The organism is Nocardia sp. NPDC051833, from assembly GCF_040681225.1.
In the GTDB taxonomy this organism is placed as follows: Bacteria; Actinomycetota; Actinomycetes; order Mycobacteriales; family Mycobacteriaceae; genus Nocardia.
Genome location: NZ_JBFAYK010000002.1, coordinates 1,031,168 through 1,044,838, shown reverse-complemented (window position 1 = coordinate 1,044,838; position 13,671 = coordinate 1,031,168). Strand labels below are relative to the sequence as shown.

Genomic DNA, 13,671 nt, shown 5'->3' with positions numbered 1-13,671 from the left:
TCAGAAACTCCTTGACAGATGCTTCCGTCATGATTGATGATTTCATCAATAACGACGTGGAGGTGTCTGTGATAACCAATGACGAGATCGTCGGGCCCGGACGCACCGTCCGGGTCGGCGCCCGGGAGATCTTCTACAGCGAGGCCGGTTCCGGCCCCGCGGTCGTGCTGCTGCACGGCGGCGGTCCTGGCGCGTCGGGCCGCTCGAACTACGCGCGCAACATCGCCGCGCTGGCCGAGAGGTTCCGGGTGATCGTCCCGGATCTGCCGGGCTACGGGCGCTCGACGAAGCGGATCGACCAATCCGATCCGTTCGGCGACCTCGCCGCCGCGGTCGGTGGCCTGCTCGACGAACTCGGTGTCGATTCCGCGCACCTGGTCGGCAACTCCTACGGCGGCGCTGCGGCGCTGCGCCTGGCGATGGACCGGCCTGCCGTGGTGGATCGGCTGGTCCTGCTCGGGCCCGGCGGCATCGGCACCACCCGCGCGCTGCCGACGAAGGGGCTCAACGCGTTGCTCGCCTACTACGGCGGCGCCGGGCCCAGCCGGGAGAAATTGGCCGAGTTCCTGCGCGACTACCTGGTATTCGACGCGAGCGGTGTCACCGACGAGCTGATCGAGGAGCGATTCCGCGCCAGCATCGACCCCGCCGTCGTGGCGAACCCACCGTTGCGGCGCCCCTCGGGCCCGGCGGCGCCACGCACGCTGTGGCGGATGGATCTCACCCGGGATCCACGCCTGCGCGCGGTCACCCAGCCGACGCTGGTCGTCTGGGGTGCCCAGGACAAGGTCAACCGGCCCTCGGGCGGGCGGATGCTGGCGGAAACCATGCCGCACTGCGACCTGTTCCTGGCGGCCGACACCGGCCACTGGGTGCAGTGGGAACGCGCAGCATTGTTCAACGAGCTCGCCGCGAGCTTCCTGGTGGCCGGGTCGTGATCGAGCGGGCCGACGGGGACGATGTCTTCGGCGACGTACACCTGGGTTACCTCGTCGTGGAATCGAACCGCACCGCCCGGTGGCGGCGTTTCGGCGCGGACGCGATCGGCCTGCACGTCGACACCCTCGACGGCGCTACGCTGCGCTTCCGGCTCGACGAGCGCACGTGCCGGTTCCTCGTGCGGCGTGGTCCGGCGGAGGACGTCACGGCGATGGGCTGGCACATCGACAACCACGCCGCGTTCGATCGAATCGTGGCCAGGGTGGCCGACCGCGGCGTACCCGTCACCGAGGGCACCGCGGAGGAAGCCGCGCTGCGCGGGGTGGAACGCCTGTGGCGTTTCCCCGGACCGAAAGGCCTTGTCCAGGAGATCTTCACGGTTGCGGTGACCACGCCCGAACCACTGCGCATGCTGAGCACCGGGTGGGTGACCGGCGACGCGGGAATGGGGCACGTGGCGCTGCTCTCACGCAGGCCGGAGGCGGTGCGTGGGTACTACCGGACGGTCTTCGACTCCCGGCTGACCGACTACATCGACGAGAACGTCGCGGGCCTGCGGATGAAGATCCGGTTCCTGCGAGTGAACGAGCGGCATCATTCGATCGCCGTCGCCGATGTGCGCGGTGTCCGGATCGATCCGATCCGGACCCGGGTGCAGCACGTCAATATCCAGTCCGCGTCGCTGGACGACATGCTCGCCTCGTATCAGCGCGTGCGCGAACTCGGCTTCCCGATGGCGTGGTCGGTCGGCCAGCACACCAACGACCGGGAACTGTCCTACTACTGCGTGACCCCGTCCGGGTTCGAACTGGAGGTCGGCTGGAACCCGCTCGTGATCGGTCCCGAACGGGAAGCGACCTGGGAACCGAGCACCTATCAGGGCATCAGCATCTGGGGCCACAGCACCGTCGGCTCGACCGTCCTGACGAAATTCGACCAGTTCCGCCAGGCCTTGCGCCACGCGGCGACCCCGGAGGAGACCGTGCCCGAACTCAGCGGAGAGCAGCTCCGATGACCGACTACGACGTGGTGGTGGCCGGCCTCGGTCCGACGGGCCTCACCCTGGCCAACCTGCTCGGCCGACGCGGTGTGCGGGTGCTCGTGCTGGAACGCGAACCCGAGTACTACGGCCTGGCCCGCGCGGTCTACACCGACGACGAGGGCATGCGGATCTTCCAGTCCGCCGGTGCCGCCGACGAACTCGCCGCGCAGATGAACCACGACTCGACGGTGCAGTGGGTGCGCCGGGACGGCCGCCCGCTGGCCCAGTTCCATCAGATGGCCCGCCCGCTGGGCTGGCCGGTCGTCAACTTCCTCTACCAGCCGTACCTGGAGACCACGCTCGAGCGCGCGCTGTCGCGGTATCCCGAGGTGCACGTGCGGCGCGGGCGGGAAGTGGTCGGCTTCGAGCAGGACGCGACCGGCGTCGAGATCGAGCACCACGCCAGTGGCGGCAGCGGGTACGGAACCCGCGCATCGGAGTCAGGGCCGGGCGCGGTCGAGCGGGTCAGGGCGCAGTTCCTGATCGGCTGCGACGGTGGGCGCAGCGTCGTGCGCACCCACCTGGGAATCGCGATGAGCGGCACCAGCTATCCGGAACGCTGGCTGGTCGTCGACCTGAAGGCCAGGGCCGGGGTGGACGCCTTCCGGCACCTGCCGTACTTCGATTTCGTCTGCGATCCCGCCCTGCCGATCGTGTCGTGCCCCCAACCGGACGGCCACCATCGCTTCGAATTCATGCTGCGCGAGACCCAGTCGAAGGAGGAGATGGAGGACCCGGACACCGTCCGCGGGCACATCTCCCGCTTCGTCGACCCCGACGAGGTCGAGGTGCTGCGCAAGCTGGTGTACACCTTCAACGCCGTGGTCGCCGATCGCTGGCGGATCGGCCGGGTGCTGCTGGCAGGCGACGCCGCCCACATGACACCGCAGTTCGTCGGCCAGGGGATGAACTCCGGGGTCCGCGACGCCGACAACCTGGCCTGGAAGCTGGCCACCATCATCGAACACGGTGCGGCACAGAGCATCCTGGACAGCTACGAGACCGAGCGCAGGCCCCACGCGAAAGCGATGATCGACCTGTCGGTGCTGATGAAGAACTTTGTCTCCATGAGCAATCCGGTCGCTGCCGCGGTCAGGGACACGGCGATCGTCAGCGCGTTGCGGGTGCCCGGGCTCGGTGGCTGGATCAAAGCCGCGAAGATGAAGCCGGCACCCCGTTTCCGTCGTGGCGCCTACCTCGGTCTGCCCCGGCGCGGCTGGGCCGGCATCGAAGGTACCCTCGCGCCACAGCCGCAGGTGCGGACCTACGACGGCAGGCACTGTCGCCTCGACGATGTCCTCGGGCCGGGGTTCGCGGTGCTCGGCGCCGGCGTCGACCCGCGCACGGTGCTCGCCGACGACGATCAGGCCGTGCTGCGGGCGCTGGGTACCCGGTTCGTCACCGTCTACCCCGTCGGCGGGCGCCCACAGGGCAGGCCCGGCGACGGCCGCCAGGCCGGGGTAGCAGACGTCGAGGACCACACCGGCGTCCTGACCCGATGGCTGCGGCGCGGCGGCGCGGGCCGGGGCGGGCTTGTGCTGCTGCGTCCCGACCGCTACGTGTTCGGTGTGGCGGCGCCCGGCCACGGCGGCGCGCTGGTGGCCCGATGGCATCGGCAGCTCGCCCTTCCTGCCGTCGCACCGCGTTCCCAGGAGGTTCGATGACCAGCACGTCCACCACGGCCGCGATCGCGGCGGCCGCCGAGCGCCTGGCCCGTGCCGCGGCGACCGGGGTGCCTGCCCGTCCGGTGCGCGATCTGCTCGGCTCCGACAGCGTCGACGCGGCCTACGCGGTCCAGCGCCTCGGCACCGAGCGCAGGCTCGCCGGCGGCGCCCGGATCGTCGGCCGCAAGGTCGGGCTCACCTCACCCGCGGTGCAACGCCAGCTCGGCGTCGACCGGCCGGATTTCGGGGTGCTGTTCGCGGACATGGACGCCACGAGAACACCGGTGGCACACCGCCCCCGGCTGCTGCAACCGAAGGTGGAGGCCGAACTGGCCTTCGTGCTCGGCGCCGATCTCGACGCCGGCCCGTTCGACGCGCACCAGGTGCGCGGCGCGGTCGCCTACGCGACCGCCGCGCTCGAGATCGTCGACAGCCGGATCGCGGACTGGGACATCACCTTCGCCGACACCGTCGCCGACAACGCCTCGAGCGGCTGGTTCGTCCTCGGCGCCGACCGGCTCGACCCGGGCGCGTTCGAGCCGCGCGCGGTCGCGATGACCATGGCGATCGACGGCGAGATCGTCGCCACCGGAACGGGTTCGGCGTGCCTGGGCGACCCGCTGGCGGCGCTGGCATGGCTGGCCACGACCGCGTGCGCGCTCGGCGACCCGTTGCGCGCGGGTGACATCGTCCTGTCCGGTGCGCTCGGTCCGATGGCGCCACTGCGCCCCGGTGCCCGCGTGCGCGCCGAACTCGCCTGTGACACGACCACACTCGGCTCGGCCGAGTTGATCATGGAGGAAACCGCATGAACGACCGCGTTCCCGTCGCCGTCCTCGGCTCGGGCAATATCGGCACCGACCTGATGATCAAAGTCCTGCGCCTGTCCGACACCCTGACCATGGGCGCGCTGGTCGGGATCGACCCCGCCTCGGACGGCCTGTCCAGGGCCGAACGCCTCGGCGTCCCCACGACCGCCGAGGGCGTGACCGGCCTGCTCGCGCTGCCGAACTTCGACGCGATCGAGATCGTCTTCGACGCGACCTCGGCGGGCGCGCACCGGGCCAACGCCGCCGCCCTGGCGCCCTACGGAAAGCGGCTGATCGATCTGACGCCCGCCGCGCTCGGCCCGTTCGTCGTTCCCGCGGTGAACCTCGACGAGCACGTCCACGCGCCCGATGTGAACATGGTGACCTGCGGTGGCCAGGCCACGATTCCGATCGTCGCGGCCATCAGCCGGGTGACCGAGGTGCCCTACGCGGAGATCGTCGCCTCGATCGCTTCGCGCTCCGCCGGGCCCGGCACGCGCGCCAATATCGACGAGTTCACCGAGACCACCTCGACGGCGATCGTCACCGTGGGTGGTGCGCGGCGCGGCCGGGCGCTGATCGTCCTCAATCCCGCCGAACCGCCGCTGATCATGCGCGACACCGTGCTGGCGCTGCTCGCCGATCCGTCGCCGGAAGTCCATGCGGCCGTGCGGGACTCGGTGACCGCAATGGTGGCGCAGGTGGCCGCCTATGTGCCCGGCTACCGGCTGCGCCACGACGTGCAGATCACCGCGCTGGACCCGGAGGTGCCCACGCATACCCTCGTCGGCGACACCGTGGTGACCCATCAGGTGTCGGTCTTTCTCGAGGTCGAGGGGGCCGCCCACTATCTGCCCGCCTACGCGGGCAATCTCGACATCATGACCTCGGCCGCGCTGCGCGTCGCCGAGCGGATCGCCGCGACCCTCCCGGCGGGTGCGTGATGACCGAGATCTATCTCCAGGACGTGACCCTGCGCGACGGCCTGCATGCGTTGCGTCACCGCGTGAGCCCGCGCACCGTCGCGGCGGTGGCGGCCGCGCTGGACGCCGCCGGTGTCGACGCGGTGGAGGTCGCCCATGGTGACGGCCTCGCCGGCGGGTGCCTCACCTACGGTCCGGGCAGCCATACCGACTGGGAATGGCTCGCGGCGGCGGCGGGGGCGCTGACCCACGCCCGCCTCACGACTCTGCTTCTTCCGGGGGTCGGCACGGTCGCGGACCTGCGTCGCGCATACGCGCTCGGGGTACGTTCGGTCCGGGTGGCCACGCACTGCACCGAGGCCGATATCGCGGCTCAGCACATCGCCGCCGCCCGCGAGCTCGGCATGGACGTGTCCGGCTTCCTGATGATGAGCCACCGCAACAGCCCCCACGGGCTCGCCGCGCAGGCGAAACTCATGGAAAAGGCAGGCGCGCACTGTGTCTACGTCACCGACTCGGGTGGGCGGCTCACCATGGCCGACGTGCGGGACCGGGTTCGCGCCTATCGCGATGTCCTGGACCCGGCCACCGAGATCGGTATCCACGCGCACGAGAACCTGTCGCTGTCGGTCGCCAACAGCGTCGTCGCGGTCGAGGCTGGCGCCGTCCGGGTCGACGCGTCGCTGGCCGGACTCGGCGCTGGCGCGGGCAATACGCCGCTGGAGGCGTTCGTCGCCGTCGCCGATCTGAGCGGCTGGGAGCACGGCGCGCATCTGGACGCGCTCGCCGACGCCGCCGACGATCTGGTCCGGCCACTGATGGACCATCCGGTCCGCGTCGACCGGGAGACCCTCGCGCTCGGCTACGCCGGGGTCTACTCGAGCTTCCTGCGGCACGCCGAGAAGGCTTCGGCCACTTATGGAGTCGAGGTGCGTACCCTCCTGGCCGCGGCGGGCCGCCGTGGCCTGGTCGGCGGGCAGGAAGACCTGCTGGCCGATATCGCGCTCGACCTCACCCGGTCCCGGTGAGCTCAGAGCTGTGGCAGGGCGGGCAGCGGGCCGGTGGCCAACTGCCGGGCGGCGGTGTCGTCCATGCCGTACATGCGCAGCATGCGCAAGGTCATCTCGTCGGCCAGCGCTTCGGCGTCGGCCTCGGGATCGGCGTCGAGCAACTGCAGCAATCCCAGGAGCGCCCCGCCCGCGGCCATGACCGCGAGGTCCGGGTTCATCGGCTCGAAGCGGCCCGCCTCCTGGGCGGCGACGATATCGCGCCGGGCGCGCGGGGCCAGGCCCTCGTCGCGCAGCAGGACCGACAGGCCCGAATGCAGGAGCACCCGGACCATCTCCGGGATCTGGCGCTGCATCCGGCCGGTCATGCGGTAGCTCACCGCGAAGACCTCGGCCGGGTCGTCGTAGAGGGCGACGATCTCGTCGCGCAGCTCACTGTAGACCTCCAGGACCGAGCGGACGGCCTCGTCGAACAGCTGGTCCTTGGAGTCGAAATGGTTGTAGAAGGAACCGAAGCCGACATCGGCGGCGTCGGTGATCTCCTGGATGCTCACCGCGGACCGCCCCTCCGACAAGAACTTCCGCGCCGCCCCGAGCAGGGCGTTGCGGGTGCGCTCGCGGCGGCGATCGACCCGGTTGCGCACGACGGGCTCGGTGGCCATCGAACTCCTCCCTCGGAATTAGTGACCAGATCATATCTGACCAGATCATCAGATATGTGGTCCCGGAAAGTGAGACCCCATGTCCGACCCGATTCGCCCGTCGGTGAGCCGCCGCAGCGTGCTGGCGGCGGGAGCTCTCGGCCTCGTCGCTTCGGCGGCGGCACCCACCCTGGTACGTGCGCAGGCGGCCGCGCCCGATTCCGCGTATCGCATCGATCTGCACGCGCATTTCCTGCCCCCCGATTACCGGGCTGCGCTGCTCGAGCACGGCCACGTGACGATCGGCGGCTATCCGACGCCGGACTGGTCGCCGGAGCAGGCCCTCGCGTTCATGGACTACTACGGAATCCAGGCACAGGCGCTGTCGGTCTCCGATCCCGGTGTGTCGTTCCTCCGTGGCGCGGAGGCGATCGACATGGCGCGGTACTGCAACGCGTACGCGGCCCAGCTCTTGCGGGACCATCCGACCCGGTTCGGCGCGTTCGCGGTGCTGCCGATGCCCGATCTCGCGGCCTCGATCGCGGAGGCGATCCATGCCCTCGACGAGTTGCGTCTCGACGGTGTCGTGCTGCTGTCCGCCTATGACGGCGTGTACCTGGGCGATCCGCGGTTCGAACCGCTGATGGCGGTGCTGGCGCAGCGCGGCGCCTATGTGTTCGTGCATCCGGCGGCGATCCCCGCCGACGCCAAACCCGAACTGCCACTGCCGGATTTCCTGGAGGAGTTCACCTTCGACACGACCAGGGCGGCGACCCTGATGATGGCGACCGGGATGACCCAGCGCTATCCAGGCATCCGGTTCCAGCTCGCCCACGCGGGCGGCACGCTGCCGTTCCTGTCGCTGCGGGTGGGCGTCGCCACCCAGACCGTGCTCGGCCGGCTGTGGCCCGAAGATCTGCCCCGTCCTTCGGTGCTCGACATCCAGCGCCAGATCGGGAACTTCTATTACGACACCGCCCTGAGCGCATCAGCGGCCGCGATGGCGAGCACCCTCGCTGTCACCGGCCGCGATCACATCGTCTTCGGTTCCGATTGGCCGTTCAGCGCGTTGACCCTGCCGCAGTCCGGATCGACCGATCCCGCGCCCGGCCTGTCATCGATCTTCGACGCGGCGCAGCGCAGGGAGGTCGAACGCGACAACCCGTTGCGGCAGTTGCCGCGCCTGGCGCGGGCGATCGACGGCTGACCCGTCGATCGCCCGTGGGTCATACGCGCGCTTCGCGCTGGAGTTCCAGCGCGATGTCGATCAGCTGGTCCTCCTGGCCGCCGATGAGCTTGCGCTCACCCGCGCGGACGAGCAGACGCGCCGCGGAGACGCCGTAGCGTTCGGCTTGGCGTTCGGCGTGGCGGAGGAAGCTGGAGTAGACGCCTGCGTAGCCCATCATCAGGGCTTGGCGGTCGAGGAGGCATTCCGACGGCATGGCGGGGCGGACGACGTCTTCGGCGGCGTCGGTGACGGCGAAGAAGTCGACGCCGGTCTTGATGCCGAGTTTGTCGCAGACGCCGATGAAGGCTTCGACGGGCAGGTTGCCCGCGCCTGCGCCGAAGCGGCGGGCGGAGCCGTCGATCTGGGTGGCGCCGGCGCGCACGGCGTAGACCGAGTTGGCCACGGCCAGGCCGAGGTTCTCGTGGCCGTGGAAGCCGACCTGGGCGTCGTCACCGAGTTCGGCGACGAGCGCGGCCACGCGGTCCGAGACCTGTTCCAGGACAAGGGCACCGGCCGAGTCGACGACGTAGACGCATTGGCAGCCGGCATCGGCCATGATCCTGGCCTGCTTCGCCAGCGCCTCCGGCGGCTGGCTGTGCGACATCATCAGGAAGCCGACCGTCTCGAGACCGAGGTCGCGGGCGAACTTGAAATGCTGCACGGAGACATCGGCCTCGGTGCAGTGCGTCGCGACCCGGCAGATCGAGGCGCCGTTGTCCTGGGAGATCTTGATGTCTTCTTTGACGCCGACGCCCGGCAGCATGAGGAAGGCGATCTTGGCCTGCTTGGCCGATTCGGCGGCGGCCTTGATCAGTTCCTGCTCAGGGGTTTTGGAGAACCCGTAGTTGAACGAGGAACCGCCGAGGCCGTCGCCGTGGGTGACTTCGATGACCGGCACACCGGCGCCGTCGAGGGCGGTGACGATGTCGCGGACCTCGGTGACGGTGAACTGGTGGCGCTTGTGGTGTGAGCCGTCGCGCAGCGAGGTGTCGGTGACGCGGATGTCGAGATCCGTTGAGTAGACCATGGTGTCGATGCTCCTTACACCCGAGCCGAGATGATCTGGTCGGCCAGCACGTCACCCACGCGGGTGGCGGCGGCGGTCATGATGTCGAGGTTGCCCGCGTACGGGGGCAGGAAGTCGCCCGCGCCTTCGACCTCGACGAAGATCGACACCTTCGCCAGGCCACCGGAGACCAGTGACGGGTCGTCGAACTGCGGATCGTTGAGCAGGCGGTAGCCGGGCACGTACTCCTGGATGGACTTCTCCATCCGGAAGATCGACTCGGAGATGGCGTCGCGGTCGGCGTCTTCGGGGATGGCGCAGAAGATGGTGTCGCGCATAATCATCGGCGGCTCGGCCGGGTTCAGGATGATGATCGCCTTACCGCGCTGCGCGCCACCGATGGTCTCCACACCCTTGGAGGTGGTCTTGGTGAACTCGTCGATGTTCGCGCGAGTACCCGGACCGGCCGAGACCGAGGACACCGAGGCCACGATCTCGGCGTAGGACACCGGCACGACCCGAGAGACCGCGTTGACCATCGGAATCGTGGCCTGGCCACCGCAGGTGATCATGTTGACGTTCGCCGCGTCGCGCAGCGAGTCGAGGTTGACCGGCGGGATCACGGCCGGGCCGACCGCGGCCGGGGTGAGGTCGACGGCGCGGATGCCCGCGGCCTCGTACTTCGGCGCGTAGGCGCGGTGGACGTAGGCGGAGGTGGCCTCGAACAGCAGATCCGGCTTCTCGTCGAGAGCCAGCAGCCAGTCCGCGCCCTCGGCAGAGGTCTCCAGACCCAGCCCGCGCGCCCGCTTGAGCCCCTCCGAATCGGGGTCGATGCCGATCATCCAGCGCGGCTCGATCTTGTCCGAGCGCAGCAGCTTGTAGAGCAGGTCGGTGCTGATGTTGCCGGATCCGACGATCGCGGCGGTGACTGTCCCGTTGGACACGTCGAGCCTCCTTGGCTAGGCGAAAGACAAACGGACCGAACCGAGTCCGGTGAAGGTGGCGAGGAAATCGTCGCCGGGACGGGCATCGATGGCACGGGTGCAGGAACCGGGCAGGACCACGTCACCGGCCTTCAGTCGCACCCCGAAGGTCGCGACCTTGCGCGCCAGCCACGCGACGGCGATCACCGGATCACCCAGCACCGCGTCGCTGCGGCCCTCGGCGATGACCTCACCGTTGCGGGTGAGCACGGCGTCGATGCCCTTGATGTCGATGTCGCCGGGCGCGACGCGCTCCTTACCGAGGACATATCCGGCGGAGGAGGCGTTGTCGGAGATGGTGTCGGTCAGGCCGATCTTCCAGTCGTTGATGCGCGAATCGATGAGCTCGATCGAGGGCGCGTAGGCGACGGTCGCGGCCAGCACGTCGGCCTCGGTGCAGTCCTCGCCGGGCAGGTCGGCGCCGAGCACGAACCCGACCTCGACCTCCACGCGCGGCAGCAGGTACTTGGAGGTGTCGACGGGAACGTCCTCGAAGACCTCCATCTCGGCGAGCAGATGACCGTAGTCGGGCTCGTCGACGCCCATCATCTCCTGCATCGCCTTCGACGACAGCCCCACCTTGTGGCCGACGATCTTCGCGCCGTCGTCCAGCCTGCGCCGGATGTTGAGCAGCTGGATCTCGTAGGCGTCCACCACATCGATGGCCGGATACCGGTCGGCGATGGGGGACACGGCCACCCGATCCAGCTCCGCCCGCGCCAATTCGGCGGCGAGCTCGGCGCGCACGCTGGTTGTCAGCATCCTGGCTCCCTCTTCTCCTCTGGTGATGCCCACCCATGCTCGCCGTCCACCGGCTCGGCGAACTCGGGTGTTCCCGCTGGATGGGCAGGAAATTGCGTGATCCGGCGGGGAATCATCGCGCACGCGGCGACCAGCACCAGCGTCATGACCGCGATGGTCGCGAACACCAGATGCACGGCGGCGGACAACGTCTGCGGCGAGGGCGCGCCGACACCGGCCAGCCGCGCGTTGACGATCGCCCCGAAGACCGCGACCCCCACCGCACTGCCCAGCGACCGCGCGAACATGGTGGCCGAGGTGACGACGCCGCGGTCGGACCACGGCGCGCTGGTCTGCGCCGCGATCAACGACGGTGTGGCCACCAGGCCCATGCCCGCGCCGACGACGAAGCACGAGACGGCCACCTGCCACAGCGGCGAATCCTCGCCGAGCAGCAACATCGTGGCCGTGCCGAGCGCGGCCACCGTACTGCCCAGCACCGCGCACGTGCGGAAACCGAAGCGCAGGTAGACCTTTCCGGCCTGCGCCGCAGCCAGTGGCCAGCCCAGCGTGAGGCCACCGGTGACGAGCCCGGCGACCAGCGCACCGGTGCCGAGCACACCCTGATTGAACATCGGCACATAGGTCGTGAACCCGAACAGCAGGGCGCTACCGAGCATGGCCGCGACACTGCTCGCCACCACCACCCGCCGGGTGAACACCCACAGCGGCAGAATCGGGTGCGCGGCCCGGGATTCGACCGCGACGAACAGGACGAGCGCGAGTGCGGCGAGCCCGAACACCGCGAGGCCCGTCGGCGATCCCCACGCCCAGGCGCGACCGCCTTCGAGCAGACCCAGGACCAGGGCCCCGGCGCCGAGTGTCAGCAGCACCGCGCCCGCGTAGTCGACGCTGCGGCGACGGCGTGGCGCGGACTCGTGGAAGTTGCGGACCAGCATCCAGGCGGCCAGCGCGGCCAGCGGCAGGTTGATCAGGAAGATCCAGCGCCAGCCGAGATAGTCGGCGCAGATCCCGCCCAGCAGCGGGCCGGTCACCGAGGTCACCGCCCACACACCGGCCAGATAGCCCTGCACGGTGGCCCGTTCGGCGAGGGTGTAGAGATCACTGGCGATGACCATGGTGGTCGGCTGGATGGCCCCGGCGCCGATGCCCTGCACCGCGCGGAACACGATGAGCGCCACCATGCTGGTCGCCACCCCGCACAGCAGGGAGCCGAGCGCGAACACCGCCACGCCGAACAGCATCACCGGTTTCCGGCCGAAGGTGTCGGCGAGCGCGCCGTAGATCGGCACGGTGACCGCCTGGGCGAGCAGGTAGCTGGTGAACAGCCAGGGGAACAGCGCGAAGTCACCGAGACTGTCGGTGATCGAGAGTACGGCGGTCGCCAGGATCGTCGAATCGAGCGCGACGAGGCCGGTGGCGAGCATAAGGGAGGCGAGCACGGGCCCGCGCTCCGAGCCGAACCCTACCTCGGAGCGCGCGGTATCGGTTGCCACAGAGCACCTCTCGGGTCAGAAGCGGATGCGCACCGAATCGGTGGTCGGCCTGGCCTGGCAGGCCAGGGTGTAGCCCGCGTCGATGTCCTCCTGATCGAGGATCGAGCTGGGGCCCATGGACACCGCGCCGTCGACGACGGTGCAGGCGCACGAACCGCATTCGCCCTCGCGGCACGAGTACGGCACGTCGAGACCGTCGGCCAGCATGACGTCGACCAGGGTGCGCGACCGGGGCCAGCTCAGCGCGTGCACGGTGCCGTCGAGCTCCACCTCGACCTGCGCGGCATCGGCCGCGTCGGCCTCGGCGATCGGCTCGGGGTCGGCGAACGGATCACCGGACAGCGAGACGAACACCTCGGTGGTGATCCGCTCCCGCGGCCAGCCCGCGCCCGACAGCGCCTCGGTCACCGCCGCCATGAACGGGCCGGGCCCACACACGAACGATTCGTAGGACGCGTACGGCGCCGCGAACTCCGCCAGCTGGGCGGCCGTGGGCAGACCCTGCACCGACTCCAGCCAGTGCACCACGTGCACCCGGCCCGGATGCCGCGCCACCAGCTCGCGCAGCGCCTCGGCGAAGATCACCGAATCCTGCCCGCGATTGGCGTAGAACAGCACCACCCGGCCGGTGCCTCGCGCCAGCGCCGAGCGCAGGATCGACATCACCGGAGTGATGCCGCTGCCCGCCGCCCACAGCAGCAGATCGGTGTCGAGCGAGGCCGGGGTGAAGGCGCCCTGCGGCGGCAGCACGTCGAGGGTGTCGCCGACGGCGACGTTGTCGCACAACCAGTTCGAGCCGTAGCCGTCGGCGGTGCGCTTGACCGTGACCCGCGGCGGTTCGCCGGTGAACGGTGAGCTCGCCAGGGAGTAGCAGCGGGCGACCGGCTCGGGCCGTTCGCTCGGGATCCGCAGGGTGAGGAACTGGCCCGGCCGGTAGGCGAACCGGTCGGCGGCCTCGTCGGGAACCTCGAACACGAGCGAGCGCGCGTCCGCGGTTTCCTCGATCACCGCCGCCACGCGCAGCGTCACCACCCGCGAGCCACGCGGAACGTCGACAGTCGCCCTCGTCACTGGTGTCCTCCTCGATCACAGAGCCGGTCTTGCGTGGTCACCGTCGCAGCTCAGGCGTACCGCGCGGGCCGCCGATCCCGGTGGCCGGGAGATCACCGCG

The 13,671-nt window shown here is 69.9% G+C and carries 13 protein-coding genes; 7 read left to right on the top strand and 6 right to left on the bottom strand.

The window, feature by feature from the left end; genetic code table 11:
- The first annotated feature begins 71 nt into the window (after positions 1-71).
- From AB0L91_RS23005 to dmpG (AB0L91_RS22980), 6 genes are read left to right on the top strand one after another with little or no spacing between them, the layout of a single operon-like run.
- On the top strand, positions 72-938 hold the full coding sequence (locus AB0L91_RS23005) for an alpha/beta fold hydrolase (protein WP_365013696.1): 867 nt from the start codon (positions 72-74) through the stop codon (positions 936-938).
- Complete coding sequence (locus tag AB0L91_RS23000) at positions 938-1,954, top strand: VOC family protein (RefSeq protein WP_365013694.1); 1,017 nt, start codon at positions 938-940, stop codon at positions 1,952-1,954. Before AB0L91_RS23005 ends, AB0L91_RS23000 begins: the two co-directional genes overlap by 1 nt.
- Positions 1,951-3,645 (top strand): bifunctional 3-(3-hydroxy-phenyl)propionate/3-hydroxycinnamic acid hydroxylase, encoded by a 1,695-nt coding sequence (locus AB0L91_RS22995; protein WP_365013031.1) that lies wholly within the window; start codon positions 1,951-1,953, stop codon positions 3,643-3,645. Before AB0L91_RS23000 ends, AB0L91_RS22995 begins: the two co-directional genes overlap by 4 nt.
- Positions 3,642-4,457 carry a fumarylacetoacetate hydrolase family protein gene (locus AB0L91_RS22990; protein WP_365013029.1) on the top strand — a complete coding sequence of 272 codons (816 nt, stop codon included), beginning with the start codon at positions 3,642-3,644 and terminating at the stop codon, positions 4,455-4,457. Before AB0L91_RS22995 ends, AB0L91_RS22990 begins: the two co-directional genes overlap by 4 nt.
- Entirely contained in the window at positions 4,454-5,398 is a 945-nt protein-coding gene (locus AB0L91_RS22985; RefSeq protein WP_365013026.1) for an acetaldehyde dehydrogenase (acetylating), read from the top strand. The genes AB0L91_RS22990 and AB0L91_RS22985 overlap by 4 nt, the downstream gene beginning before the upstream one ends.
- A complete protein-coding gene (dmpG, locus tag AB0L91_RS22980) occupies positions 5,395-6,405 on the top strand; it encodes a 4-hydroxy-2-oxovalerate aldolase (protein ID WP_365013023.1) in 1,011 nt (336 codons plus the stop codon). Before AB0L91_RS22985 ends, dmpG (AB0L91_RS22980) begins: the two co-directional genes overlap by 4 nt.
- 2 nt (positions 6,406-6,407) lie before the next feature.
- On the opposite strand, the gene AB0L91_RS22975 is transcribed toward dmpG (AB0L91_RS22980), so the two are convergent.
- Entirely contained in the window at positions 6,408-7,046 is a 639-nt protein-coding gene (locus tag AB0L91_RS22975) for a helix-turn-helix domain-containing protein (protein WP_365013021.1), read from the bottom strand.
- A 79-nt stretch (positions 7,047-7,125) separates the two neighbouring features.
- Between AB0L91_RS22975 and AB0L91_RS22970 the strand changes: the two genes are divergently transcribed.
- A complete protein-coding gene (locus tag AB0L91_RS22970) occupies positions 7,126-8,232 on the top strand; it encodes an amidohydrolase family protein (RefSeq protein ID WP_365013019.1) in 1,107 nt (368 codons plus the stop codon).
- Between the two features lie 19 nt (positions 8,233-8,251).
- On the opposite strand, the gene dmpG (AB0L91_RS22965) is transcribed toward AB0L91_RS22970, so the two are convergent.
- From dmpG (AB0L91_RS22965) to AB0L91_RS22945, 5 genes are read right to left on the bottom strand one after another with little or no spacing between them, the layout of a single operon-like run.
- Positions 8,252-9,280, bottom strand: a complete 1,029-nt coding sequence (gene dmpG / locus AB0L91_RS22965; RefSeq protein WP_365013017.1) for a 4-hydroxy-2-oxovalerate aldolase — start codon at positions 9,278-9,280, stop codon at positions 8,252-8,254.
- Positions 9,281-9,294: 14 nt separating this feature from the next.
- A complete protein-coding gene (locus AB0L91_RS22960; protein ID WP_355284532.1) occupies positions 9,295-10,203 on the bottom strand; it encodes an acetaldehyde dehydrogenase (acetylating) in 909 nt (302 codons plus the stop codon).
- Positions 10,204-10,218: 15 nt separating this feature from the next.
- On the bottom strand, positions 10,219-11,004 hold the full coding sequence (locus AB0L91_RS22955; protein WP_365013015.1) for a 2-keto-4-pentenoate hydratase: 786 nt from the start codon (positions 11,002-11,004) through the stop codon (positions 10,219-10,221).
- Positions 10,998-12,500 (bottom strand): MDR family MFS transporter, encoded by a 1,503-nt coding sequence (locus AB0L91_RS22950; RefSeq protein WP_365013012.1) that lies wholly within the window; start codon positions 12,498-12,500, stop codon positions 10,998-11,000. The genes AB0L91_RS22955 and AB0L91_RS22950 overlap by 7 nt, the downstream gene beginning before the upstream one ends.
- A 15-nt stretch (positions 12,501-12,515) precedes the next feature.
- Complete coding sequence (locus AB0L91_RS22945) at positions 12,516-13,571, bottom strand: ferredoxin--NADP reductase (protein WP_365013009.1); 1,056 nt, start codon at positions 13,569-13,571, stop codon at positions 12,516-12,518.
- Between the last annotated feature and the right edge of the window lie 100 nt (positions 13,572-13,671).

Bases quoted from the DNA above. Each gene is read 5' to 3' on its own strand.
- AB0L91_RS22995 (WP_365013031.1), top strand. From the start codon at position 1,951: ATGACCGACTACGACGTGGTGGTGGCCGGCCTCGGTCCGACGGGCCTC.
- AB0L91_RS22990 (WP_365013029.1), top strand. From the start codon at position 3,642: ATGACCAGCACGTCCACCACGGCCGCGATCGCGGCGGCCGCCGAGCGC.
- AB0L91_RS22985 (WP_365013026.1), top strand. From the start codon at position 4,454: ATGAACGACCGCGTTCCCGTCGCCGTCCTCGGCTCGGGCAATATCGGC.
- AB0L91_RS22975 (WP_365013021.1), bottom strand. From the start codon at position 7,046: ATGGCCACCGAGCCCGTCGTGCGCAACCGGGTCGATCGCCGCCGCGAG.
- AB0L91_RS22970 (WP_365013019.1), top strand. From the start codon at position 7,126: ATGTCCGACCCGATTCGCCCGTCGGTGAGCCGCCGCAGCGTGCTGGCG.
- dmpG (WP_365013017.1), bottom strand. From the start codon at position 9,280: ATGGTCTACTCAACGGATCTCGACATCCGCGTCACCGACACCTCGCTG.
- AB0L91_RS22955 (WP_365013015.1), bottom strand. From the start codon at position 11,004: ATGCTGACAACCAGCGTGCGCGCCGAGCTCGCCGCCGAATTGGCGCGG.